The organism is Pseudochrobactrum sp. B5, from assembly GCF_001939785.1.
Classification (GTDB): Bacteria; Pseudomonadota; Alphaproteobacteria; order Rhizobiales; family Rhizobiaceae; genus Pseudochrobactrum; species Pseudochrobactrum saccharolyticum.
The window spans coordinates 62238-87790 of the sequence record NZ_MOYL01000004.1 but is presented as its reverse complement, the minus strand read 5'-3'; the positions used below and the strand labels follow the sequence as shown (position 1 = coordinate 87790).

Sequence of the window (25553 nt, the reverse complement as noted above, 5' to 3'; positions counted from 1 at the left end):
CCATTCATCCTGCACCGGACTCTCATACAGTTCGGTGCAGGATTTTCTCACAGGTTTACAATACGCATTTTGACGGGCGAGTGCGTCCGGCTGCTACAGTCAGCCGTGAACGCCAGCGCCTTTAGCCATATTTTCAGGAAATTTCCCCATGACCACAGAGCAACAATCGTTGAAACCTATGGAGCTGGATGAAGAAAAAGCGCGTGAACTCGAAGAGAAATTCGATTCAGAAATCCGCTTTCGCCCGTTGTTGCCTGTCACTGCCCGGATAGTCGGCACATTGCTGATTATTCTCTCGCTGTTTCACTATTATACGACCGGTTTTGGTATTCTGTCTGAAACCATGCATCGCGGCATCCATCTGGCTTTCGTGCTGGGTCTGGTGTTTTTGGTGTTTCCGTTTTCGCCAAAAGGTTACACGGAACCGGCAAAATCCACTTTGCTGCGGCCGCTCGGCATTTCCATTATCGACTGGGCGCTGGCTATCGGTGCTGTCATTGCTGTGATGCATGTGCCGCTCATCCCGCTGGATGATCTGGCTTTCCGCGTCGGCAATCCGACAACAACCGATGTGATGCTTGGCGGTTTGCTGATTATCGTGCTTTTGGAAGCCACACGCCGCTCGGTCGGCTGGCCGCTGCCGATTATCGCCGTGCTGTTTATGCTTTATGCCTATTTCGGCCCGTCCATGCCCGGTATTCTGGTGCATCCGGGTTCGTCCGTTTCTCAGATCGTTGACCATCTTTATCTGACAACACAGGGTGTTTACGGTATCGCGCTTGGTGTGGTTGCTACCTATGTGTTCCACTTCGTATTGTTTGGTGTTTTTGCCACCCGTATCGGTCTGGGACAGTTGTTTCTTGATTGTGCCGCATGGGTTGCAGGGCGCTATGCAGGCGGCCCTGCCAAGGTCTCGATCTTCGGCTCCGCGCTGTTTGGCATGATTTCCGGCTCCTCTGTTGCCAATACAGTAACCGTCGGCTCGCTCACCATTCCGGCGATGATCCGCCTTGGCTATAAACGCAATTTCGCAGCAGCAGTTGAAGCTGCTTCCTCGACCGGTGGTCAGATCACCCCGCCGATCATGGGTGCTGCAGCCTTTTTGATGATTGAGTTCCTCAATCTGCCTTACACCACCATTATTATTGCCGCGATTGTTCCGGCCTTCATGCATTTCTTCGGCGTTTTGATGCAGGTGCATTTTGAAGCCAAGCGCACAGGCCTGCGCGGCATGACACCGGATGAAATGCCTGATCTGAAAGAAGCTTTCAAACGGGACTGGCCGACGGTTATTCCGCTTGTTGTGCTGGTTGGCGTACTTCTGTCCGGTTACACACCTTATCTCGCGGCGTTTTGGGGGATCACGCTGTGTATTGCCGTAGGTCTGCTCAATCCGCGCAAGCGTATGTCCGTCAAAGAGATTTTTGAAAGCCTGCGCGACGGTGCAAAATATGCCCTCGCCGTCGGTGCAGCAGCGGCAACAGTCGGCATTGTTGTCGGCGTGGTCACACTCACCGGTGTCGGCTTCAAAATCTCTTATATAGTGACCACAACAGCGGCGGATATTGCCGCATGGTTTGGCACATTCCTGCCTGCCGCGCTGATCGGTGCCTCAACGCTGACCTTGCTGTTTACCCTCATCATGACCGGCATTGTCTGTATTCTGATGGGTTGCGGTATTCCGACAACGGCAAATTATATCATCATGGCAACCATTGCCGCACCGACACTGGCACTGCTGGGTGTTGAACCGATTGTTGCGCATTTCTTCGTGTTTTATTACGGGGTTCTGGCCGATATCACGCCGCCGGTGGCGCTTGCAGCCTATGCGGCGGCGGGGATGGCCGGTGCCGATCCGTTTAAAACCGGTAATACCGCCTTCCGCTTAGGTTTGGGTAAAGTGCTGGTACCGTTTGTGTTTGTATTCTCGCCGTCACTCTTGCTGGTCAATGCCAATTTCTCATGGGGCGAATTCTTCACCGCCTTTATCGGCTGCGTGATCGGGATTACCGCCTTGGGTGCTGCACTGTCCGGCTTTATGCTGGTGCGTACCAAACGCTGGGAACAGGTGCTGCTGATTATTGCGGCAATCCTGCTGGTCGTACCGGAAATTTATACATCCCTGCTGGGTCTGGCACTACTCGTTCCTGTGCTGATGCGACAAGTGACAGGTGTGCGGCAGGCACAGCCGGTATAATAAAAAGGGCGCTTAAAGCGCCCTTTTTAATGGTCATCTTTTGTCTGTTTCAAATCCGGCAACCGGTTCCAGAATTTCTCAATCACAGAACGCTGATTGTTTCTGGAGCGGTAAAGACGGATTTCCAGCGGAATATTCCATGACATATCCGCACCATGCACCAGCTGGCCGGTGGCCAGCTCTTCGGCAATAAGGCTGTGCGGCACCCATGCCACGCCCCATCCGGCCATTGACATGCCTTTGAGCCCAATCGACATGCTGCCTTCATGAACCAGACGATGTTCCGGCATTTTCAGCGCAAATAATTCGCTCAGCAAATGACCGAAGAAGGATGATTTTTCATAGCCGATATAATCAAACGGTTGCTCGCCGCGGCCAACCATATGTAGCGGGTTGCCATCAGCATCCGGTGCGCTGATCGGAATGATCTGCTCAAAGCCGACAACTTTGTAATCAAAGTCTGCAGCATCGAGCAGCAGTGGCACAGACGGATGCACATAGGTCAGCAGAAAATCGCAATCACCGTCAACAAGCGCATTCACATTACCTTCAACACTGCCCGTATCCGGCCGCAACCGCGTGAAAACCGGCGCTGTATTATCACTGGTTTCCTTCACCCATTGCGGGAAGAATGTGAAGGACAATGTATGCAATGCGATGAAAGAAATTGTTTGTGCTTCCAGTGTCTGGTTTGCCTGAAAGCCCTGACGCACCTGATAGAGTGACTTCAGTGTTTCCTGCGCTACCGGAATAAATTTCTCACCGGCCTCGGTGAGCCGCGAAGGATAAGTCGCACGGTCAATCAGGGTCGTGCCGAGCCATGTTTCCAGCTGCTTGATACGGCGGCTGAAAGCAGACTGGGTAACGTGGCGTTCATCTGCAGCTTTGGAGAAATTTAAAGTATGAGCAAGCGCCAGAAAGTCTTCAACCCACTTAATTTCCACAATACGGATCCTTCGTCATGATTGCCTGTTTTGCATACAGGCATGCAGGTTCAGAATAGGCCTTATACGATATGTCAGCATATTTGAACAGAAACATAAAAAACGGCCGCTCTCTTAAATATCCGCAGATATCAGAGAACGGCAGTCACTTCAGTTACTGAAGATTAGCGGGTATATTCCAGCATACGGCTGCGGCTCAGCACCAGTTCAACGCGATTATCGCTCAATCGGTTGATGCAAACCCGTTTCACCCACGGGCCGTCATGGAGCGTAAACAGATAGCGGCCATTGCCAAGATCGGTGACAGGCATTGTCTGTTGAACAGGGCCGACACCCATAATTACCGTGCCGTTGGCGATCTCAAAAGCAGCACCGTAAACCGACTTCCAGCTACCGTCGAGCTCATTACCCGCAGGCTTCGGTGTTACCGGATAGAGACGGCGCGGCGCATGACCCAATTCACCTTCAAGCACTTCATCTGTCCAGCGCAGCAGGATTGGTGACGTAGCCGAGCGCGATGAAAACCAGCCATTGCCTTCATCATAGAGCGCATCTTCATTGTCGATATAAGTGACGTTACCGCCCTTCATCTCAACCCAGTGATGACCGGTTTCCGTGATATAAAAACCGTCCGGAATTGTGCTGCCGGCCTGTGGTAACAAGCGACCTGCAAGAACGGCCATTGCAGCCTGCGCCATCTTGCTGCCATTGGCGTCATCACGATTGGCTACAACCACAAAACCGCACTGATACTCAGGGCAGATCAGCACATAGCTCTTATAGCCCGGATGCGAACCGCCATGGCCAACCAGCTTCAGACCATCAAGTTCAGAAGCAACAAAACCGAGACCATAGGCAGACAAACGGCCATCAGCCATTTTACGTGGCGCGCTGATCTTCTCAATCGCACCGGAAAGCTGGCCTTTGCCACACATCAGAGCCTGCGCCCAGGTCGCCAGCGCTGTACCGCTACCAGTCAGACTACCGGCCGCAGAAATATAAAGGCCTGCTGAACTCAGCTGCCACTTCTTCCCGTCATGCCAATAGCCCGGCACCAGACCATCCACCGGATCATTCCAGACATCCGGTGCTTTCAGCTGTACGCCGAGCAATGGTACGATTTCATTTTGCAGATAATCATCAAAGCGCAGACCCAGACGCTCCAGCGCAATTTCCACCAGACGGTAACCGGTATTGGAATAGGATACCTGCGTACCGGCATCAAAATTGAGGCGTTCCATCGTCGCGTGGAAGTCCATCAGCCGGTCATTATGGGTTTCCGTATAAATCGACAGGCCGAGCAATGTCAGGCATTCGCGCGTGTCGGGCAGACCGCCGCTCATATCCAGCGCCTGACCGACAGTCACTTCGCTCAAAGGCTTTTTCAGCTCCGGCAGATGTTTGCCGAGCGGATCATCAAGGCTGATTTTATCTGCATGTTTCAGCACCATAGAAACAAAGACATGCTTGGTCACAGAAGCATAACGCACAACACTGTCAGCGGAAAACGGCTTATGAGTTGCCAGACTTTCCACACCGCTGGCAGTGCTGAAACGGATACCATCGGCATCAAAGCCGATAATCACGCCTCCCGGCGCATTGGCAGGCCATTGTGCAGTCAGTTTTTGTGCGGTTGATAAGGCGGCGTCCCAGTTCATAGCCATGATCGCTTCTTCCCATGCCCCTGTTCATGCAGGTTTTTAATTCAATATTACATAAAGAACAGGCCGGAAAATCCGGCCTGTTACACTCTCATTATTTTGGTTCTTCAACCGTTACGCTCAATTCGCGTAGCTCAGTCGTATGCGGATGGGTGGTGCGGCCTAAACGCAGATCTTCTGCTGTCAGCTGTTCCACCATCACACCATTCTGCATCACGCCCACTTCCGGACAGAGATGGGCGATAACTGCGAGATTATGGCTCACCAGCACATAGGTCAGGTTGCGTTCTTCACGCAGATCCGACAGCAGATTGAGAATTTCCGCCTGAACGGAAACATCCAGTGCCGAAGTCGGCTCATCGAGCAGCAATACCTGCGGATCTGCAATCAGAGCACGGGCAATCGCCACGCGCTGACGCTGACCGCCGGACAACTGGTGCGGATAGCGGAAACGTGCCGTCTGCGGCAGAGCCACATCAGACAGAGCCTGCTTGATGCGTCCTTCAACATTGTCGATCTTATGAACCAGCAACAGCTCGCTCAGAATACGGTCAATGGTCTGGCGCGGATGCAGGGAGCCAAACGGATCCTGAAACACCATCTGCACAGAACGGAAAAATTCCGGTGTCCGCTTCAGCGGCGCGTCTTTGCCGTCAAAGGCAATACGTCCGCTCCAGCTTTCATTCAGACCGGCCATCGCACGCAGGATTGTCGATTTACCCGAACCGCTCTCGCCCACGATACCGAAGCTGCCGCCTTTTTCGACGTTAAACGAAACGCCCTTAACGACCTGCTTGTCACCGAACTGAATTTTCAGATTATCAACTTCAATCATTATTTCAGCCACTCCGGATCACGGGTCATTACCGGCAGACGATCACGCGGATGCGTCAGCGACGGAATACAGTTCAGGAGACCCTTGGTATAAGGATGCTGAGCATTATTGAGTTCTGATGCTTTCAGCTCTTCCATCACCTGCCCCATATACATGACCATAACGCGGTCACAGAAATGGGAAACAAGCGGAAGATCGTGGCTGATGAGGATCAGCCCCATGCCGCGGCTGTCGACGAGATCATCGATCAGACGCAGAATTTCAGCCTGCACGGTTGCGTCAAGCGCCGAAGTCGGCTCGTCAGCAATCAGCAGTTCCGGATCCGGTGCCAGCATCATAGCGATCATGACACGCTGCCCCATACCGCCCGATACTTCGTGCGGATAGGTATGTGCCACTTCACGCGGATTGCGGATTTTCACCTGATCGAGCAGATCAATTGCCGCTTCCAGAGCTTGTTTTTTGCTGCCGCCTTTGTGTGTGCGCCAGGCTTCCGCCACCTGCACACCAATGGTCTTTACCGGATTCAGCGAGTATTTCGGATCCTGCAGAATGAAACCAACGCGCTTACCACGGATCTGACGCATCTGTTTTTCAGATGCGGTCAGCAGATCCTGTCCGTCAAAACTTAAGCGATCAGCTTTGACTTCCGCAATATTCGGCAGGAGTTTCATCAGAGCGCGGGCAGTCAGAGACTTGCCCGAGCCGCTTTCACCCACAATACCCAGCTTTTCACGGCCAAGCTGCAGAGAGAGACCGCGCACCGCCTCAAAACGGGTGGTGCGGGTTTCAAATGCGATTCTCAGATTTTGAATATCTACCAGCATTTTATCCCTCAATTCTGCTTCGGATCGAGGACGTCACGCAGACCGTCGCCGAGGAAGTTGAACGCGAGTGAAACGAGGAAGATCGCAATACCCGGAATTGTAGCAACCCACCACTGCTCAAAAATGAAGCGTTTGGCTGTTGCAATCATCGCACCCCATTCCGGTGACGGCGGCTGCGCACCCATACCGAGGAAGCCAAGGCTTGCAGCGGTCAGAATGATCGAGCTCATATCCAGCGTAATACGTACAATCAGGCTCGGCACGCACAGAGGTGCGATATGACGGGCGATAATACGTGCAGGGCTGGCGCCGGTCAGGCGATAGGCTGCGATATAGTCGGTATTACGGATGGTCATGGTTTCCGCACGGGCCAGACGCGCATAAGGCGGCCAGGCTGTGAGTGCAATCGCCAGAATCGCGCTTTCAACGCCCGGTTTCAGCGCGGCCACGAAAGCCAGAGCCAGAATAAGACGCGGAAAAGCGAGGAACACATCGGTTACGCGCATCAGGACTGTATCGACGATACCGCCGAAATAACCTGCAACGCAGCCGATAATCAGACCCAGCGGTGCAACCAGAATAACAACGGCAATAACCATGCCGAGTGTTACGCGGCCACCATAAAGGATACGCGAGAAAATATCGCGTCCCAGCTCGTCCGTACCGAACCAATGCTGAGCGGAAGGTGCCGCAAGACGATTACCGAGATTTTGAATGCTCGGATCATGCGGTGCCAGCCATGGCGCAAAAATGGCGATGAAAACAAAGACCGCAATGATGAACAGGCCGATCATCGCCAGCGGATTTGACTTCAGATTGAGCCAGATACGATAGCGCCGGCCCCAGAGAGCCTGCGACGGCGAGGACGGAGTTTCGTCCAGCGCCCAGTTATGAAAATTGGAAAAAATCATCTGACGCGTGGATCCAGTACCTTGTAGAGAATGTCAGCGAGCAGGTTGAGCCCGACATAGATAACACCAATCAGAAGAGTGGCGCCGACGACAGGGTTCATGTCTGCATTCATCAGCGAAACAGTCAGATACTGACCAAGACCAGGCCAGCTGAACACGGTTTCGGTTACAACGGCACCTTCAAGCAGACCGGCATAGGTCAGTGCAAGAACGGTCACCAGCTGTACGGCCACAGTCGGGAAAGCGTGTTTCCAGATAACTGCGGTGCCGGACAGGCCCTTGGCGCGGGCTGTAACAACAAACTCACCTTTGAGTGCATCCAGCATGAATGCACGGGTCATACGGGTGATATAGGCCATGCTGAAATAAGCGAGAATGATAACCGGCTGGGCCATATGCGCGAGCGCATCCCAGAAAGCATCCATATCGCCGTCAATCAACGTATCAATGGTCAGAATACCAGTGACATGCGGGATCATGTCCTGAAAAATAATATCCTGACGGCCGGGTCCCGGTGCGATACCGAGCGCGGCATAGAAAACCAGAAGCGAAATCAGCGCCAGCACAAAGGTCGGCACGGAGTGACCGGCCAGACAGATAACACGGATCGTCTGATCCGTCAGAGTGCCCTGACGCACCGCTGCCCAGACACCCAGAGGAATACCGATCAAAGCAGCGAGGAGGAGCGCTGCGGTGGCCAGTTCAAGGGTTGCCGGAAAATAGCGGGCAATATCCGTGGTAACAGGGTTGCGGGTCAGAATGGAATTGCCGAGATCACCCTGCAAAACCTGACCGATATAATGGAAGAACTGCACGACGAGCGGCTGATCCAGCCCCATCTCCGCGCGCACACGCTGAATAACAGCCTCCGGCGCATTATCGCCGACGGCTGCAATCACAGGATCAACCGGCATAACGCGGCCGATCATGAAAGTGACAATAGCAAGTCCGAACAGCGTGATTAACACGCTGCTCAGAGTACCAGTCAGAGTTTTCAGTCTCTTATTCAAGCTTTCGCAATCCCTGCGTAAGAGTGGGTATCGGACAGAACGCCGAGACGCATGCCGGTAACATCTTTACGGCAGGCAGCAGTCATTACAGTCTGCAGCATGACAACAAACGGGCTGTTGTTCATGAATTCGCGCTGCAGGTCTTCGTAAAGCTTAACGCGGGTTGCCGGATCTTTTTCATCGCGGGCAGCCAGCGATTTCTTCGCGAAATCTGCGTTCTGGTAGTTTGAGCGCCATGCGAAAGGCTTGCTCTTTGCATCGTCCGACAGGTCGGTCACGTTGCAAAATACGTCCGCATTGGTATTCGGATCGAAATAGTCCGAACCCCATGAAGTCAGGGCGATTTCATGTTCACGGGCACGCATTTTGGTGAGAACCTGACGGTTTTCAGCAGCACGCAGTTCCAGCTTGATGCCGATTTCTGCGAGGTTTGCCTGAATCGCCTGAGCGATATCCGGCCAAGGCTGTGCGGAATAATGATCCATGCTGATGGAGAAACCATCGGTGAGACCTGCTTCAGCCATCAGAGCTTTTGCCTTCGCAGTGTCTTTCTGGAATGGTGTGTCGTTAACTGCACCCGGGAAACCTTCAGGAATAATGGTCTGATGGATCTGGTGGGTCAAAGGCACGATATTTTCCTGAATGCCCTTATAGTCGATCGCCCATTTGATTGCTTCCCAGACCTTAGGATTGGTCAGCTTTTCAACTTTCTGGTTGAGCGACATCAGGCCGATACCGGCAATACCTTTACGCACGAGCGTAAAGTTTTCGTCGTTCTGGATCACGCGCAGCTGCTCGGAAGTCAGGTTACGGGCGATATCCACGTCACCTTTCTGGAGCATCAGCAGCTGGGACGAAGGGTCAGCAACGTGACGCAGAACGATACGCTTCACATTGCCTTTATAGGCGCCGTGCGGGTTCAGGTTCAGCATAACGCTTTCGCTTGGCTTCCATGCAGCCAGAGTCCATTCAGCGGAACCGGCGCTGTTTTTACGCAGCCATTCGTTACCGAGATCGTCACCGGCTGCATTTTCCATCACCAGTTTCTTCTCAACAACGCTACCGACGCTGGAAGACAGGCAATAAAGCAGGAAGGACAGGGAAGTCGGGGTGTCGAGAGAAATGGTCAGCGTACCGGCATCGGTCGCGACAACAGCTTTCTCAACATTCTCAGGGGTCAGACCGAACTGGCCGATGATGAAAGCAGGGCCTTTGTTCATCTTGATCGCGCGGTGCAGCGAGAACGCAGCATCTTCAGCGGTGATCGGATTGCCGGTCGCAAATTTTGCTTCAGGGTTGATTTTGAAAGTATAAACCTTACCTTCAGCATCAGCTTCCCATGAAGTAGCTACGCCGCCTTCAATCTTTTCAGGATTTTCAAAGCTCGGATGCACAAGACGCTGATACATGTTGTTGCAGATTTCGCTGCCGACAGCTTCAAAGCTCTCATGCGGATCGAGCGATGTCATGTTGTCCAGCTGCATGGCCACAACCAGAATGTCCTGACGACCGGCAGCGATCGCAGGCAGCATGCCGGCATATGACAGGAACGGAACAGCAGCAGCGCCCGCCAAAAAATTACGTCTTGAAATCACGGTGATTTCCTCTTCCCTATCCGTAAACGCAAGAAACCGGCCGGGTTGCCCCTGCCAGTGGTTAAGTTTTCTAACAGCTTTGAAAATGAGTTATCTTCGCGGGAGATCGTCCACCGGACCGATTTTTGCCCGTTCCGATCCACCCGAAACTGCATCAAAACAATGTGTATAAGAAAACCGTCTAATGTCCGGTTCAGTTATCATGAAGCCCAATAACGCGGCCAATGCAGATTTTGCCAGTGGCTATGCATGGTTTGCATGCAAAATCTTGTTCAAAACTTTGTTATTTTCTAATTTAAATTAATATGCAGAAGAGGACTATCCCCTGCAAGAAAAGGCATTTGCAATTTGGTTGCAAAATGGTCAGTCTCGCAAATCACGCGACGACTTGTATTTCCGCAGTGAAAAACCGCAGAATCGCAGGTGCCTCCCTGAAATCTCAGAGGAATACCGTTGCTAACGAGATGCAATAACAGGATTTAATCCGCTAAATGTTTCTGTTTGCGACATATTTTATGTCGCCAGCCAGAAAAGTAAGGTTCCCTTTCCCATGTCCAGTTCCTCAACGGCAGACAATTTCACCCCTATCTTTGATGGCCATAATGACGTTTTGCTGCGTCTGTGGTCGTCAAGCGAAGCCAATCCGGTCGATCGCTTTATTGATGGCGAAAAGGTGGGTCATATTGATCTTCCGCGCGCTAAAAAGGGCGGCCTCGCAGGCGGCCTCTGCGCAATTTATGTGCCGTCCCCTTCGATGGAAAAAGACGCAAACGGCGATTATCCGACGCCGGAACACGACAGCGCCTTAAGAATCACCCTCGGCATGGCCGCGCTTCTGGCGAAGATTGAAGCGAAGTCCGCAGGCGGCTTGAAAATCTGCCATTCTGCCGATGATATCCGCACAGCGATGGCCAATGGCGCATTTGCGTCAGTGCTGCATATTGAAGGTGCGGAAGCGATCAGCGCCGATCTGGATGAACTTTATGTGCTGCATCAGGCAGGCCTGCGCACTTTGGGTCCTGTCTGGAGCCGCCCTAATATTTTCGCTTACGGCGTGCCGTTCCGCTTCCCGAGCACACCCGATATCGGCCCCGGCCTCAGCGATGCGGGCAAAGCCCTGATCCGTGCCTGTAATGAACTGAAAATCATGGTTGACCTGTCGCATATGAATGACAAGGGTTTCTGGGATATTGCAGCGATCTCCGATGCACCGCTCGTTGCCAGCCATTCCAACGTACACACATTGTGCACCCACAGCCGCAATGTCACCGAAAAACAGATGGATGCCATCAAGGAAACCGGCGGCTTGATGGGCATCAATTTCGGCGTGTCCTTCCTGCGTGCAGACGGTCAGAAAATCACGGCCACGCCGCTCAGCGAAATGGTGCGCCATATTGATTACATCATCAATCGTATCGGTGTTGATCATGTGGCTCTCGGCTCCGACTTTGACGGCACGACCATTCCGGATGCTCTGGGCAGCGCCGCTGATCTGCAGCTGCTGATCGCCGAATTGCGCAAAGCCGGTTACGATCAGGAAACCATCGACAAGATCGCCTATAAAAACTGGATCCGCGTCCTCGAAAAAACCTGGGCGTAAGATTGCTGCATTTATAACCGCAAAATTGAAAAAGGCCTCCGCTATACAGCGGAGGCCTTTTTCCTGATGTTAAGACGGCTGAGGCACCGGATATTGCAGCTTTGCTTTTTTACGTCCCAAACGCATAAACGGTTTCTCAATAATCAGATAAGAAATCTTCGCGCCGACAAGACTTGCAATATAATTGCAATCACCGCCAGCGGAAAAGCCCAGCCACCCAAACCAAGCAGGTTGAAGACCGCCCAGCCCGCACCAACGACAAACATATGTGTCAGATAGAGCGAATAGGAACTGTCGCCAATTTGTATAAACAGATTACGCGGCGATAAAGTTTTGACCCAGCGATCCGTACAAAGCGCCGTAACAACAAGCAGCACGGATGCGGTCAGATAAGCAAGATTTTCAATAAACAGCGGCAGCACCGTCAGATCAACACTGAACAGCAAACCAATGCTGAGCGTCACGAAAAACAACAATACCGGCAGGGAGTTGACGGAAAAATCGCTCCAGAAACCGCGGCGCTGCATTTCAGCAAGCCACATACCGGCAAGAAACGGCATCAGATTAAAGTTAAGATAAAAAGCTGTGACACTGTTGTTTCGCTCAACAAAAAACGCACCTGCAATCAGCACGCCGAGTGCCAGACTCATAAAGACTGTGCGCCGCAAACTGCTCTCACACCACCAGAACAGAATAAAGATGAGATAGAAAAACATCTCATAATTGAGTGACCAGCCCGGCTTCAGCAAAGGGCGCCAGTCATCAACAGTCCCCGGCACCAGTTCCGGAATAAAAGCGAGCGAGCTAAACAAATAATATGGCGTAAAACTTGTCGACTTAAACAAGTTCGGCAAATAAACCGCGCAGAGCGCAAGAAATATTGTGCAGAGCCAGTAAAGCGGCATGATGCGTATAATGCGCCGCCACAAAAAACCTGCAGGTGCGAAGTCACGCGGATGAATATAGCTGATAATAAATCAGCTGATTACAAAGAAAATTGAAACACCAAAAGCACCCAAAACACCCAGTATCGGAGGCGGCTCAGCCATCGGATGCTGTAATGTGTGCCCGATAACGACCAGCAATGCCGCCAGGCCGCGCAAGATTTGCACAGAGTTGAATTTCTCACTCTGAATAACAGTGTTTGTCTGCATTTGCCTCACCCGATCACATGTATCAAATGCACGCACAGTCCGTTGCGGCGCATTTATTGTTTTTGTTCCGGCAAGGCTCCAAGCAAAAACACATTCAATATGCATTATTAAAATATAAATTTATAATTAAGTGAATTAATTAAGTATAATTATTAAATTGCCAAAACTATATTTCTATAATTATTCAATTAATCAATAGTCAATAGCGCAATATATACTTTAAATATCAATAATACGCATCATTACTTAATAATAATACAGAAAAACAAGGCGCAAATATCGGAAATAACTACATTGCAACGATCTTTAAGAGCGGAAAATTTCATCACCCCATGCCGTTTATGCAGTTGTAATCACGGGGTTTAGGTCTAAACTGCGCGCAAAATTTCTAAAAAACCGCATAAACAGCATGACAGGATGGGAACTATGGATCACGCGCTCAAATTTTATATCAACGGTGAATGGGTTGATCCGGCAATAAGCCCAATTACAACACTGGATGTCATCAATCCTGCAACCGAGCAGCCTTTTACCAAAATCGCAATGGGCACCGCTGCCGATGTCGACAAGGCAGTAGCCGCCGCCAAAGCCGCTTTTGAGAGCTTCTCCGTCACCAGTAAAGAAGAGCGTCTCGCTCTGCTCAAGCGCATTCTCGAAATTTTCATCCGCCGCTCGGATGAAATCGGCGCCGCAATCTCGCAGGAAATGGGCGCACCGCTGGCCATGGCTAAGGCTGCACAGGCCGGTTCCGGCACCGCCCATCTGATGGAAGCAATTAAAGCCGCTGAAGTTTTTGAATATGCCTATATGCAGGGCACAACCCGCGTTGTGCATGAACCGATCGGCGTGGTGGCAATGATCACCCCTTGGAACTGGCCGATCAACCAGATTGCCGCAAAAGTTGCACCAGCCATTGCTACCGGCTGCACAATGGTGCTGAAGCCTTCAGAAATTGCGCCGGTCAGTGCCATTTTGTTCGCAGAAATTATGGATGAGGCCGGCGTGCCGAAAGGCGTGTTCAACCTCGTCCATGGTGACGGCCCGACTGTCGGCGTCGCGCTTTCCGGCCATAAAGATGTGGATATGGTGTCCTTTACCGGCTCTACCCGCGCCGGTGTCAGCGTTGCACAGACCGCAGCACCGACCGTAAAACGTGTTCATCAGGAACTCGGCGGCAAGTCCCCGAATATTATCCTGCGCAGTGCCGATCTGGATAAGGCCGTGCGTACCGGTGTCACCCGTTGCTTTGGCAATAGCGGCCAGTCCTGCAATGCGCCGACCCGTATGCTGGTGCCGCAGGAAGCTATGGATGATGCGATTGCAATCGCCCGCGATGCAGCAGAAAAATTCCGTACCGGCGATCCGAATTCCGCCAATACCGATCTCGGTCCGGTCGTCAGCCAGTTGCAGTTCGACAAGATTCAGGATCTGATTCAGGCCGGTATTGATGAAGGTGCGGAACTGGTAACCGGCGGCACCGGTCGCCCTGCGGAACTCAATGCCGGTTATTATGTGCGCCCGACCATCTTTGCTCGCGTTGGCCATGATATGCGCATTTCCCGCGAGGAAATCTTCGGCCCTGTTCTGTCGATGATTGGCTATGATGATCTGGAGGAAGCGGTCGAAATGGCCAATGATACGGTCTACGGCCTTGCTTCCTATATTCAGGGCGATCTGAAAGAAGCGCAGGCTTTGTCGAAACGTCTGCGCACGGGCAATGTCTATATTAATGATGCGCCATGGGACGGCGCGGCACCTTTCGGCGGTTACAAACAGTCGGGCAATGGCCGTGAATACGGCGTTTTCGGTCTGCGTGAATTTGTCGAAATCAAAGGTATCGTCGGCTTTGAAGAATAAGCACCGGCCATAAGAGATAAGAAATAGCGCGTCCGTCAAAAGACGCGCTGTTTTATATAATTGTTTTGATATATATCACATAAAGACTGACTATCTGCCGAAGCGCGCAACTGAGAGATACTCTCTCTGATGACAAAGCATGTCGCAGGCAGCGGATCACTCAAAATACGGCCAGCATATCCTGCCAGCAGATGCCTGCACTTATGCTGCATTCTCACATATAAGGCTGCTTCATAAGAAGCGGCAGGTTAAACATGAACAAGTCACCCTCCGAAGCCGCGCCAATCAACGCAACCGGCCTGCTGCAAAGCACGCCTGAGACACAGAGAAAAGCGATTATCGCGCTTTTGCTCGGCGGGCTGCTCATCAGCTGTTCGCCTATTCTGGTGCGCTTTGCCGAAACCGGCCCGATTGTCACGGCATTCTGGCGGCTGGCACTGGCGATTATCCCGATGCTGATCCTGAATAACCGGATGAAGCATGGCGTGGATCAGGTCAAACCGGCTTCTCTTGGTGATCTGGCAATACTTGCCGTTCCGGGCATTCTGATCGGGCTGGAACTGGTGGTCTGGCATATTTCGCTGACCATGACATCCGTTGCCAATTCGACGCTGATTGTTAACCTGTCACCGATTTTTGTAGCGCTTGGTGGTTGGCTGTTTCTGAAACAGAAAATCAGCCGGATTTTCATCAGCGGTCTTGTTATTGCAATTTTTGGTGTGCTGATCCTCAAAGGCGGCCCTGACCTTTCCGGCCACAGCAGCCTCAAAGGCGATGCCGTGGCTCTGGGCGCTGCCATTCTTTATGCCGCCTATATTCTGATGCTCGGCTTCACGCGCCGCCGTTTTTCCACCTCGACGATCATGCTCTGCACCACAATCAGTGCAACCCTGACTATTCTGCCGCTCGCACTGATTTTTGAAACGCAATATTTCCCGCTGACCTTGTTTGGCTGGGTTGTCGTTTGCGCTCTGGCATGGATGACACAAGCCGCCGGACAAAGCCTGATTACATTTGCCATTGCATGGCTGCCGGTTGCGTTTTCTTCGCTCACACTTTTGATCCAGCCTGTTGTAGCGGCAATTCTGGCATGGGTCCTGCTGTCAGAACCGCTGAGTATCTGGCAGATTTGTGGCGGCCTCATCGTCATCGCCGGCATTATGCAGGCAAGGCGCGGCTGACCACTTGTCGGCACGTTTATATGCATAGACATATCAAAGCGCCCTGCAAAAACTGTGGCTGAAATACACAGGCGCAATTATTTTACGTTTTGGTCAAAAAAACTGTGAACATGACCTTGAACTTATTTAACGCTTGCTCCATATGAAGGTCACTTGCTGGCGCGCTTCCTCCCATTTCGCGCTGCAAGTGTTCCCCTCGAAGGCATCTAAATGTCTTCTTAAATTCAGCCGGGCTTTTTAGTCCGGCTTTTTTTCTGCCTGAATTATGGATTTTCCGCCCGTGAGCGGCAAAGAATCACCCTGCCCGCAGCATTTTCCTGAAATCACGAACTTTATGGCACGCAATTTTATTATCGCTTGTTTTGTGACAAACTCTTCGCCAAAATGTGTCTGCGCATAGAATTATGCGTGAATAGCTTTCGTAATTGTGCTTTTCTCTTTCGTATTAAATGTTATATGCGCTAAAACGAAAGAGCTTAATGGCAACCGCGGAACTCTCGTCTGAACGGCGTACACATAACACCGGCTCAGCGATATTCCGTTTCATTGATCTTCAGGGACCTTCAGGGAGAAGTCATGTACAAACGTCTGATGACTGTTTCAGTAGCGGCATTAACAATGTCCGTTGCATTCGCATCCAACGCATTTGCGGTTACAGAACTGCAATGGTGGCACGGTATGGCCGGCTCCAACAACGAAGTTGTTGAACAGCTCTCCAAAGAATTCAATGAAAGCCAGAGCGAATTCAAAATCGTTCCTGTTTATAAGGGCACCTATCCTGAAACTCTGAATGCGGGTATCGCTGCATTCCGCGCCAAGCAGGCACCGGCAATTTTGCAGGTTTTTGATGCTGGCAGCGGCGTGATGATGGGTGCTGAAGGCGCAGTTATGCCGGTTGCCGAAGTGCTGGAAAAAGGCGGCTTCACATTTGATAAGTCAAAATACCTCGCCGGTATTACCGCTTATTATTCAAAAGCAGACGGCACCATGCTGTCCTTCCCGTATAATTCGTCTTCGCCGATCCTCTATTACAACAAAGACGCTTTCAAAAAGGCCGGTCTTGATCCTGAAGTTGCGCCAAAAACATGGCCTGAAGTGTTTGAAGCAGCACGCAAGATCAAATCCAGCGGCGCAGCAGCCTGCGGTTATACATCTACATGGCTGACATGGATCCAGACAGAAAACTTCGCTGCATGGAACAATGTTCCTTACGGCACCAATGAAAACGGCCTTGCCGGTCTGGACGTAAAACTGGAAATCAATGCACCTCTGTTCGAGCAGCATTTCCAGGGTCTGGCTGATCTCGCCAAAGACGGCGCGTTCCGTTACGGCGGCCGCACATCGGAAGCCAAGCAGCTCTTCACTTCCGGTGAATGCGCTATGCTGACAGAATCCTCCGGTGGTCTGGGCGATGTGGTTAAATCCGGCATGAATTACGGTATCGGCCAGCTGCCTTATTATGAAGGTGAAGGTCGTCCGCAGAACACTATTCCGGGCGGCGCCAGTCTCTGGGTATTCGGCGGCAAGAGCGATGAAGAATATAAGGGCATTGCCCAGTTCTTCAACTTCCTGTCCCAGACCAAGATTCAGGCTCGCCTGCATCAGGTGTCCGGCTATCTGCCGGTAACACTGGAAGCCTATGAAGAAACCAAGAAATCCGGTTTCTACGACAAGAATCCAGGTCGTGAAACACCAATCCTGCAGATGATGGGCAAAGAGCCGACCGCCAATTCCAAGGGCGTACGTCTCGTAAACCTGCCGCAGGTACGTGATATTCTCAATGAAGAATATGAAGCGATGCTGGCCGGTAAACAGGATGCAAAAACTGCGCTGAAAAACGCCGTTGAGCGTGGCAATGCAGCCATTGCTGAAGCTGTTAACCGCTAATACTCATAGCCGCGCATCCTGCAAAGGATGCGCGGTTTTCTTCACTCTGCATATAAACCCATCTTCAGGATTGCGTTGAGGATTGGCTTATATGTCAGGGCACATTCCGGAAAAGTCTTACCGTCTCCGGAAGCGTGTAAAACGATCAGGCAGAGTATTTCATGATGTCCGCACAGGACGGAAATGCTCTGAACTGACAACACAGTCTCTGCCTGCCAAGAGCATCAGAAATTGTGTAACATTTCAAAAATCTTGCTGTGCCCCTTCAGCACCTTTTCGGTGTGTGGCGCTGCAATTTGAAGGAGATCTTTGTGCAGCGTGTTGTTTTTCCCAACAAGGTGCTACCCTATTTATTAGTTGCGCCGCAGCTCATACTCACATTCGTGTTCTTTTTCTGGCCGGCCAGTCAGGCTATTTATCAGTCGATGATGCGTGAAGACCCGTTTGGTCTGCGCAGCGCTTTTGTCGGGTTGAAAAATTTTCAGGCCTTGTTCGCCGATCCGAATTATCTGCATTCTTTCCAGATTACGATCTTCTTCAGTATTGCAACTGCTTTGCTGTCGATGGCTGTCGCCCTGTTTCTGGCAACCGCTGCGGAAAAAGTCGTGCGCAGTAAAAATCTGTACCGCACCCTGCTGATCTGGCCTTATGCCGTGGCACCAGCCATTGCCGGTATTTTGTGGCTGTTCATGTTCTCCCCCGCGATGGGAACACTGGCCTATCTGCTGCGCAATGCCGGTTTTGACTGGGACCCGCTGCTGAAAGGCGATCAGGCGATGGCACTGGTTATCTTTGCCGCTTCGTGGAAGCAGATCAGCTATAATTTCCTGTTCTTCGTTGCCGGTCTTCAGGCAATCCCGAAATCCCTGCTGGAAGCAGCGGCCATTGACGGTGCACGCGGTGTCAAACGGTTCTGGTCGATTACCTTCCCGCTTCTGGCTCCGACCACGTTCTTCCTGCTGGTTGTGAATACTGTTTATGCGTTCTTCGACACATTCGGTATCATCCATGCGGTTACCGGCGGCGGCCCTGCCAAGTCCACCGAAACTCTGGTCTACAAAGTGTATAATGACGGTTTCGTCAATCTAAACCTCGGCTCCTCTGCAGCACAGTCCGTGGTGCTGATGGTGATCGTTATTGCCCTTACGGCGTTCCAGTTCCGCTTTGTTGAAAAGCGCGTGCATTATTCCTGAGGTCAGACAATGATTGAACGTAATCCCGTTACTATCGCAATCAGCCATCTGGCGCTGATTATCGGCATCATCATTGTTGCCTTCCCGATTTATTATACATTTGTGGCTTCAACCATGACGTCGGCGGAAATCCTCCGCCCTCCGATCCCGCTCTGGCCGGGTGACCACTTTATCGAAAACTACCGTGATGCGATGACCGGCGGTGTCGAACGCACCGTAGGTGTGAGCCTTGAACGTCTGCTGTTCAACTCGACAGTCGTGGCGCTGGCGATTGCCATCGGTAAGATCATCATTTCTTTCACCTCTGCTTTTGCGATTGTGTTCTTCAACTTCCGCTTCCGCATGGTGTTCTTCTGGATGATCTTCATCACACTGATGCTGCCGGTGGAAGTGCGTATTCTGCCGACCTATAAAGTGATTGTGGATCTCGGGCTGATCGATACTTATGCCGGTCTGACCTTGCCATTAATGGCTTCAGCAACGGCGACATTCCTGTTCCGCCAGTTCTTCCTGACTATTCCGGGAGAGCTTGTGGAAGCAGCCCGCATTGATAATGCCGGACCGTGGCGCTTTATGAAAGACATTCTGCTGCCGCTGTCCAAAACCAATATTGCAGCACTTTTTGTTATTCTGTTCATTTTCGGATGGACACAATATCTCTGGCCTCTGCTGGTCACCAATGATGCAAAGATGAACACAATCATCATCGCATTGCGCAAAATGGTGGACTTCGCCGATGCCGCAACACCATGGCATTTTGTGATGGTGACAACGATCCTTGCGATCATCCCTCCGATCATCGTCGTGGTTCTGATGCAGCGATGGTTCGTCAAAGGTCTTGTTGAAACGGAAAAATAATGGCCCGCATTTCTCTTCAAAATGTAAAAAAAGTCTATGGCGGTCATGTCGAGACCATTAAAGGCATCTCGCTGGAAATCGCCGATGGTGAACTGGTTGTTCTGGTCGGCCCGTCCGGCTGCGGTAAATCCACTTTGCTGCGTATGATTGCCGGTCTGGAAAGCATTACCTCCGGTACTGTTTCGATCGCTGACCGCGTGGTCAATGAGCTGGAACCGGCAGAACGCGATATTGCGATGGTGTTCCAGAATTATGCGCTTTATCCGCATATGACTGTGCGCCAGAATCTGGCCTATGGTCTGAAGAACCGCAACACGCCAAAAGCCGAGATTGAACAGCGCATTACCAAAGCCGCCAAGGCACTGGAAATCGAGCAGTTTCTGGAGCGTAAACCGCGTCAGCTTTCCGGTGGTCAGCGCCAGCGTGTTGCCATGGGTCGTGCGATTGTACGTGAGCCTGCTGCGTTCCTGTTTGACGAGCCACTCTCCAATCTGGATGCCAAGCTGCGCGTGCATATGCGTGTGGAAATCAAGCGTCTGCAGCGTTCCCTCGGCGTGACAAGCGTTTACGTAACCCATGACCAGATGGAAGCCATGACATTGGCCGATCGTCTGGTGGTGCTCAATGCCGGTCATATTGAGCAGGTCGGCACACCGATCGAGCTTTATGAAAAGCCTGCAACAACCTTTGTTGCAACTTTCATCGGTTCGCCGTCGATGAACCTGCTGTCCTGCAAAGATGCTTCCGGTAAAGATGCACCATGGATGCAGCAACTCAGCTCGGTTGTACCGGCCGGCACTGCAACTGTCGGCGTGCGTCCGGAAGGCTTTATGCTTGGCACAGAAAATGCAGCCTTCACCACGGATGTGACTGTTGATGCGGTCGAACTCGTGGGTGCGGAAAGCTATGTCCATGCCCGTCTTGCAGATGACACAGCCATCATTTTCAGCGTTGCCGGACGCAGCAAGATTGCAAGTGGTGAAGTGCTGAAAGTCAGCGCAACAAAATCCGCCCTCCATTGCTTCGACAAGGATGGCAACCGCATTGAACTGACCGTTTGATGTTATGAAATTGGTGATCCCGAAAGCAATTTCGGGATTATTGTCGCCGATGCCTGCGCTTGCTGGCAATCGGCGACACCATGATAATCATGCCCCCGTATGAACTCTCATGGCTACCCTGTTCGGGAATCCCAAGAAGTTTGCAATCAGATTGCTGCTTCTTTGTAAGAAGCTTAACTTTTTAATGCGCCATAATTAAATTTATAATTTTGATAGAGCACATCATAAATATTCATAATGCGGCTATCTCTAAATTATCATGTGTTTATAAAGGGAATGCCGGAAATAAGCGCCCTGACATAGCGCTTTTTCTGAAAATAGCCGTTTAATGATACGCGCGGAAATGATTGCGGATGCTGCAAACAAGCTGCATTCAGCATCGCGGGTTGCGTTGTCACAGCCACTGCAAAGTCCGACTCACGCGCCGCAGCAAAAGTATTTTCACTCACCGCGGTCTTCCACCCATATGGATAGGAAAATGATTGCGGAGCCAAGCCCAATTCATCTTTCAGCCATTGTGCGGATGTTTCGATCTCATATTTCATGCGCTGATGATCAACGCGGCTGAGATTAATATGGCTCACCGTATGCGCACCAAAATGCACCAACCCGTTGTCACACTCCTGCAAGACCCGCAATTCCGACACGTCCATCGTCAGATCACGCGTGAGGCGTAACGGATCAATGCCGCTCTGCACAGCGAGATCCGCAATATGGCTCACCGCTTCATCTTCATCATGACTGTCGACATAACAGGCGAAGCGGGCAAAAGCCTTTGTCTTCTCCCATCGCGTTTTTAACGGCAAGGTTTTGGCGCCTGCGCCGAAATCAAATGTCAGACTGTCTTCATCACGCAGGATTTGTTCAATAACTTCCCACCACAGAATATTCTTACGTTCTGCAAAGCCCGACGTGATGTAAATTGTATAGGGGATATTATAACGCCTGAATATCGGAGCAGCGTAATCAGCATTGTTCCGGTAACCGTCATCCAGCGTAAAACAGACATAGCGCTTATTTTCAGGATTATTCGCCAGCAACTCCGGCAAATCATGCACATGAACAGGGATCATCCCTGCCTGCAGAACTTCCTGTATCGCCTGTTCCAGAAATTGCGGCGTGACCGAGAGAATTGCGTTGGGAGAGAAATGCTGCGCGGCGTTTTCCAGCCGTACATGATGCAGCGTAAAAATCAGGCCGTTTTGAGCCGCAGACGGCAGAATTTTACCCAGATGCAGCGCGGAGATCGCATCCAGCCCTGCACGGATAACGGAGTATTTCAGCAGACGTTTTGCTTCATGCAATCCGAATATCATCCTGTCTGTCACCAGCCGAAAATATTCAAAGAAGAGCTGCGATATTATAAGCCCATATCGCAGCTTTAAATCTTGTATATTTTACAAGCGGTAAGACGGAGTTAACGGCAGGCTCCGTTGCGCATATTTTCATAACCGGCATTGCGCGCGACACAGGCATTCGGAAATGTCTGGCTGCGGCCGCGGCTGGTAGCGCAAACCGGCGCATATTCGCGTGTGCAGGCAGTTTGCGGACGGTTATTACCACCCCAGTTTCCGCCACTATTGCCGCCCCAACTGCCTGACGGGCGACCCGGTCGCATAGCTCCACTTGGATAATCCGGTCGCATCGCGCCGCCGGGACGATCAGGATGTTGCTGCCACTGCGGCGGGCGCGATTGTGACGGTCTGCACTCGCCATTTCCGATAATGCGATAGCCCTCAGCGCGTGCCTGACAGCTATTGCCCAATGTACGGGTTTTTCCGTTACGCACGCCGCAGACCGGCGCATATTCCATCGTACACATTTGCGGACGATCCGGCCGGACTGGCGGGCGCTGCGGCCTGCCCTCGTCAACTGAAACACTACAAGCGGAAAGCACCATCAACGCTGCCAGCGGCGCAGCAAGATGTTTTAAATGCGATAAAACAGAATAACCCATCATTGCGCCTCATTTTAACCGGACAGAACTACCGCAATACTATCGCTCTTATAACAATGCGCAATAAAAAAGCTCAGAGACTTTCGCCCCTGAGCTTAATTTAATTCCGAAACAGATCAAAATCAGAAAATCTGACGTTCGCCCTGCTCGTCACGGATCCAAGTAGTCAGACCGATTTTGCTCATTGTGGTCAGGAACGGACGCGGATCAAGTTCTTCAACATTGACCATTGTCTTGGCATCCCACTCACCGCTCGCAACCAGCATGGCAGCCGCTACCGGCGGAACACCGGCAGTGTAGGAAATACCCTGTGAACCAACTTCATTATAGGCATCCTTATGGTCTGCCACATTATAAATGAAGACTTCACGGTCTTTACCGTCTTTGCTGCCTTTAACCAGATCACCGATACAGGTCTTGCCGGTATAATCCGGTGCCAGTGATGACGGATCAGGCAGTACAGCTTTGACCACTTTCAGCGGAATAACTTCCAGACCTTCAGCGGTTTTAACCGGCTGTTCGGACAACAGGCCAAGATTGTTCAGCACGGTAAAGACGTTGATGTAATGATCGCCGAAACCCATCCAGAAGCGCACATCCGCACCCTCGATATTGCGTGCCAGCGAATGCACTTCATCATGACCGGTCATATAGGCTTTCTGCTTGCCGACGACAGGAAGATCATATTCCTTGCCGACTTCAAACATCTTATTGACCTGCCATTCACCCTTCTGCCACGAATAAACGCGACCGGTGAATTCACGGAAATTGATTTCCGGATCGAAATTGGTGGAGAACCAACGGCCATGGGAACCGGCATTGATATCAATGATATCAATATCGGTGATCTTGTCGAAATACTCGTCCTGAGCCAGACGAGCATAGGCATTCACAACACCCGGATCGAAGCCGATACCGAGAATAGCAGTAATACCTTTTTCAGCGCAGAGTTCGCGGCGCTTCCATTCATAGTTTGCATACCACGGCGGGGTCTCACAAATCTTGTTCGGTTCTTCATGGATAGCGGTATCCATGTAAGCCACACCGGTTTCGATACAGGCCTGCAGCACCGACATATTGATGAAAGGCGAACCGACATTAATCACGATTTGTGAATTTGTCTTGGTAATCAGTGCCTTCGTAGCTTCAATATCCAGAGCATCCAGTGCATGGGCTTCCAATACGCCCTCAACCTTCATACTTTTCTTTTCACGAACGCTTGCGACCATATCATCGCATTTTGATTTCGTTCGCGAAGCAATGTGAATATCACCCAGTACATCGTTGTTCTGCGCACATTTATGCGCCACAACCTGCGCCACGCCTCCGGCACCAATAATCAGGACATTTTTTTTCATTTCACGCGGTACGCTCCATAGTAGCCTTTTCGGCATAATCACGAATTTTTCTGATGATGATTATGCACTAATCAATGATACGCCCTGTACAGATTGCTCCGCACAAAGCGCATCGGTTGCATTTTATAGTATCTGCCTCAGGAAAGGGCGGCAGCAAAGTCGTCAAAGGTAAACTCTTTGACAAGCTCTTCAGTTCCGTCGAGCTGACGGACAACGATGGATGGCATTTTAACGCCGTTAAACCAGTTCTTCTTGACCATTGTATAACCGGCCGCATCCTGAATGGAGAGACGATCACCGATCTGCAACGGTTTTTCAAAACGGAATTCACCGAAAATATCACCGGCAAGGCAGGACTTTCCGCAGATCATGATTTCATGATCGCCTTTATTCGGCTCCAGTTTCGCGGTCTGACGATAGATCAGCAGATCGAGCATATGGGCTTCGATCGAGCTGTCGACAATCGCAAGATTTTTGCCGTTGAACAACGTATCGAGCACGGTCACTTCCAGCGTAGCGGATTTGGTAATCGCAGCTTCACCCGGTTCCAGATAGACCTGTACACCATATTTCTCGGAGAAAGCTTTCAGGCGTGCGCAGAACTGATCCAGCGGATAGTTTTCACCGGTAAAGTGAATACCGCCGCCGAGGCTGACCCACTTCACGCGGGAAATCAGATGGCCGAAACGCTCTTCAATAATGCCGAGCATCTCATCAAAACGCTCGAATTTATCGTTCTCACAATTGTTGTGGAACATGAAGCCCGAGACTTTATCCATCACGGTTTCGATCTTCGCAGCATCCCATTCGCCAAGACGGCTGAACGGACGCGCCGGATCGGCCAGTGAGAAATCGGAAGTGGAAACCTGCGGATTCACGCGCAGACCACGAATGTGGTTTCGGGATACTTCTTCAAAACGGGTCAGCTGACCAATGGAATTGAAGATGATCTTGTCGCTGTTCGCGAGCACATCTTCAATTTCATCATCCGCATAGGCAACACTGTAAGCATGTGTTTCGCCGGCAAATTTCTCTTTGCCAAGGCGCACTTCATAGAGCGAAGACGATGTTGTACCGTCCATATATTCACTCATCAGATCAAACACAGACCATGTGGCAAAACATTTCAGTGCCAGCAGCGATTTCGCGCCGGACTGTTCACGCACATATTTAATCTTTTCCAGATTTGGCAGAAGTTTGGTCTTATCAATGAGGTAATACGGGGTCTTGATCGTCAATTCGTTTGTCCGGTCCGTTACTGTTACGTGTTTTGGCGGGGAAATTTATCCTGTTAACAGGAGACCGCGCGGCAAGACTGCCGGACTGCGGTAGTTTTCTTTACTGCATAATCTTCAAAATCGAAACTGATTTTATAAATTTATACAGATCGCAATATAAAAAACCTCCGTCCGCCTCTGCTTTGGGTGTCAGATTATATCTGCCTTTATATAGGGGCTTAATATGACG

Annotated in this window: 19 protein-coding genes and 1 pseudogene; 8 read left to right on the top strand and 12 right to left on the bottom strand. The window is 51.2% G+C overall.

Annotated features, from left to right (window positions below):
• The first annotated feature begins 148 nt into the window (after positions 1-148).
• Positions 149-2197 carry a TRAP transporter permease gene (locus tag BKD14_RS12700; RefSeq protein ID WP_075656540.1) on the top strand — a complete coding sequence of 683 codons (2049 nt, stop codon included), beginning with the start codon at positions 149-151 and terminating at the stop codon, positions 2195-2197.
• A gap of 26 nt (positions 2198-2223) precedes the next feature.
• On the opposite strand, the gene BKD14_RS12695 is transcribed toward BKD14_RS12700, so the two are convergent.
• The 7 genes from BKD14_RS12695 to BKD14_RS12665 form a co-directional block, all read right to left on the bottom strand.
• Positions 2224-3141 (bottom strand): LysR family transcriptional regulator, encoded by a 918-nt coding sequence (locus BKD14_RS12695; protein ID WP_075656538.1) that lies wholly within the window; start codon positions 3139-3141, stop codon positions 2224-2226.
• Between the two features lie 164 nt (positions 3142-3305).
• Entirely contained in the window at positions 3306-4805 is a 1500-nt protein-coding gene (locus tag BKD14_RS12690) for a serine hydrolase domain-containing protein (protein ID WP_075656536.1), read from the bottom strand.
• A 91-nt stretch (positions 4806-4896) separates the two neighbouring features.
• A complete protein-coding gene (locus tag BKD14_RS12685) occupies positions 4897-5637 on the bottom strand; it encodes an ABC transporter ATP-binding protein (RefSeq protein WP_022711999.1) in 741 nt (246 codons plus the stop codon).
• The gene (locus tag BKD14_RS12680; RefSeq protein WP_075656534.1) at positions 5637-6464 is read right to left on the bottom strand and encodes an ABC transporter ATP-binding protein; all 828 of its coding nucleotides are present in this window, start codon (positions 6462-6464) and stop codon (positions 5637-5639) included. The genes BKD14_RS12685 and BKD14_RS12680 overlap by 1 nt, the downstream gene beginning before the upstream one ends.
• Positions 6465-6472: 8 nt before the next feature.
• The gene (gene nikC / locus BKD14_RS12675; protein ID WP_075656532.1) at positions 6473-7375 is read right to left on the bottom strand and encodes a nickel transporter permease; all 903 of its coding nucleotides are present in this window, start codon (positions 7373-7375) and stop codon (positions 6473-6475) included.
• The gene (locus BKD14_RS12670) at positions 7372-8385 is read right to left on the bottom strand and encodes an ABC transporter permease (RefSeq protein ID WP_022711996.1); all 1014 of its coding nucleotides are present in this window, start codon (positions 8383-8385) and stop codon (positions 7372-7374) included. Before BKD14_RS12670 ends, nikC begins: the two co-directional genes overlap by 4 nt.
• Positions 8382-9980, bottom strand: coding sequence for an ABC transporter substrate-binding protein (locus BKD14_RS12665; protein ID WP_075656530.1), 1599 nt, complete (start codon positions 9978-9980; stop codon positions 8382-8384). Before BKD14_RS12665 ends, BKD14_RS12670 begins: the two co-directional genes overlap by 4 nt.
• 550 nt (positions 9981-10530) lie before the next feature.
• Here BKD14_RS12665 and BKD14_RS12660 point away from each other — a divergent pair.
• Entirely contained in the window at positions 10531-11580 is a 1050-nt protein-coding gene (locus tag BKD14_RS12660) for a dipeptidase (protein ID WP_075656528.1), read from the top strand.
• 143 nt (positions 11581-11723) lie between these two features.
• Here BKD14_RS12660 and BKD14_RS12655 read toward each other — a convergent pair.
• Positions 11724-12734: pseudogene (locus tag BKD14_RS12655) on the bottom strand (acyltransferase).
• A 426-nt stretch (positions 12735-13160) separates the two neighbouring features.
• Here BKD14_RS12655 and BKD14_RS12650 point away from each other — a divergent pair.
• From BKD14_RS12650 to BKD14_RS12625, 6 genes are all read left to right on the top strand, one after another.
• On the top strand, positions 13161-14591 hold the full coding sequence (locus BKD14_RS12650; protein ID WP_075656526.1) for an aldehyde dehydrogenase family protein: 1431 nt from the start codon (positions 13161-13163) through the stop codon (positions 14589-14591).
• Positions 14592-14845: 254 nt separating this feature from the next.
• A complete protein-coding gene (locus BKD14_RS12645) occupies positions 14846-15772 on the top strand; it encodes a DMT family transporter (protein WP_083647110.1) in 927 nt (308 codons plus the stop codon).
• 576 nt (positions 15773-16348) lie between these two features.
• Positions 16349-17659 carry a sn-glycerol-3-phosphate ABC transporter substrate-binding protein UgpB gene (gene ugpB, locus BKD14_RS12640; RefSeq protein WP_075656524.1) on the top strand — a complete coding sequence of 437 codons (1311 nt, stop codon included), beginning with the start codon at positions 16349-16351 and terminating at the stop codon, positions 17657-17659.
• A 311-nt stretch (positions 17660-17970) separates the two neighbouring features.
• Positions 17971-18852: a sn-glycerol-3-phosphate ABC transporter permease UgpA gene (gene ugpA / locus BKD14_RS12635; protein ID WP_028233882.1), complete on the top strand. Its 882-nt coding sequence runs from the start codon at positions 17971-17973 to the stop codon at positions 18850-18852.
• A gap of 9 nt (positions 18853-18861) precedes the next feature.
• Positions 18862-19710 carry a sn-glycerol-3-phosphate ABC transporter permease UgpE gene (ugpE, locus tag BKD14_RS12630; protein WP_022711987.1) on the top strand — a complete coding sequence of 283 codons (849 nt, stop codon included), beginning with the start codon at positions 18862-18864 and terminating at the stop codon, positions 19708-19710.
• Positions 19710-20771 (top strand): sn-glycerol-3-phosphate import ATP-binding protein UgpC, encoded by a 1062-nt coding sequence (locus BKD14_RS12625; protein WP_075656522.1) that lies wholly within the window; start codon positions 19710-19712, stop codon positions 20769-20771. The genes ugpE and BKD14_RS12625 overlap by 1 nt, the downstream gene beginning before the upstream one ends.
• Before the next feature lie 257 nt (positions 20772-21028).
• Here BKD14_RS12625 and BKD14_RS12620 read toward each other — a convergent pair whose 3' ends face one another.
• The 4 genes from BKD14_RS12620 to BKD14_RS12605 form a co-directional block, all read right to left on the bottom strand.
• Complete coding sequence (locus tag BKD14_RS12620) at positions 21029-22075, bottom strand: polysaccharide deacetylase family protein (protein WP_245293639.1); 1047 nt, start codon at positions 22073-22075, stop codon at positions 21029-21031.
• Positions 22076-22188: 113 nt separating this feature from the next.
• Positions 22189-22731 carry a hypothetical protein gene (locus tag BKD14_RS12615; protein WP_075656518.1) on the bottom strand — a complete coding sequence of 181 codons (543 nt, stop codon included), beginning with the start codon at positions 22729-22731 and terminating at the stop codon, positions 22189-22191.
• A gap of 119 nt (positions 22732-22850) precedes the next feature.
• On the bottom strand, positions 22851-24086 hold the full coding sequence (locus BKD14_RS12610) for a saccharopine dehydrogenase family protein (protein ID WP_075656516.1): 1236 nt from the start codon (positions 24084-24086) through the stop codon (positions 22851-22853).
• Positions 24087-24223: 137 nt separating this feature from the next.
• The gene (locus tag BKD14_RS12605) at positions 24224-25318 is read right to left on the bottom strand and encodes a carboxynorspermidine decarboxylase (protein WP_075656923.1); all 1095 of its coding nucleotides are present in this window, start codon (positions 25316-25318) and stop codon (positions 24224-24226) included.
• Between the last annotated feature and the right edge of the window lie 235 nt (positions 25319-25553).

Coding starts and splice junctions, on each gene's coding strand:
- BKD14_RS12700 (WP_075656540.1), top strand. CDS start 149: ATGACCACAGAGCAACAATCGTTGAAACCTATGGAGCTGGATGAAGAA.
- BKD14_RS12690 (WP_075656536.1), bottom strand. CDS start 4,805: ATGGCTATGAACTGGGACGCCGCCTTATCAACCGCACAAAAACTGACT.
- BKD14_RS12685 (WP_022711999.1), bottom strand. CDS start 5,637: ATGATTGAAGTTGATAATCTGAAAATTCAGTTCGGTGACAAGCAGGTC.
- BKD14_RS12680 (WP_075656534.1), bottom strand. CDS start 6,464: ATGCTGGTAGATATTCAAAATCTGAGAATCGCATTTGAAACCCGCACC.
- nikC (WP_075656532.1), bottom strand. CDS start 7,375: ATGATTTTTTCCAATTTTCATAACTGGGCGCTGGACGAAACTCCGTCC.
- BKD14_RS12660 (WP_075656528.1), top strand. CDS start 10,531: ATGTCCAGTTCCTCAACGGCAGACAATTTCACCCCTATCTTTGATGGC.
- BKD14_RS12650 (WP_075656526.1), top strand. CDS start 13,161: ATGGATCACGCGCTCAAATTTTATATCAACGGTGAATGGGTTGATCCG.
- BKD14_RS12645 (WP_083647110.1), top strand. CDS start 14,846: ATGAACAAGTCACCCTCCGAAGCCGCGCCAATCAACGCAACCGGCCTG.
- ugpB (WP_075656524.1), top strand. CDS start 16,349: ATGTACAAACGTCTGATGACTGTTTCAGTAGCGGCATTAACAATGTCC.
- ugpE (WP_022711987.1), top strand. CDS start 18,862: ATGATTGAACGTAATCCCGTTACTATCGCAATCAGCCATCTGGCGCTG.
- BKD14_RS12625 (WP_075656522.1), top strand. CDS start 19,710: ATGGCCCGCATTTCTCTTCAAAATGTAAAAAAAGTCTATGGCGGTCAT.
- BKD14_RS12615 (WP_075656518.1), bottom strand. CDS start 22,731: ATGATGGGTTATTCTGTTTTATCGCATTTAAAACATCTTGCTGCGCCG.
- BKD14_RS12610 (WP_075656516.1), bottom strand. CDS start 24,086: ATGAAAAAAAATGTCCTGATTATTGGTGCCGGAGGCGTGGCGCAGGTT.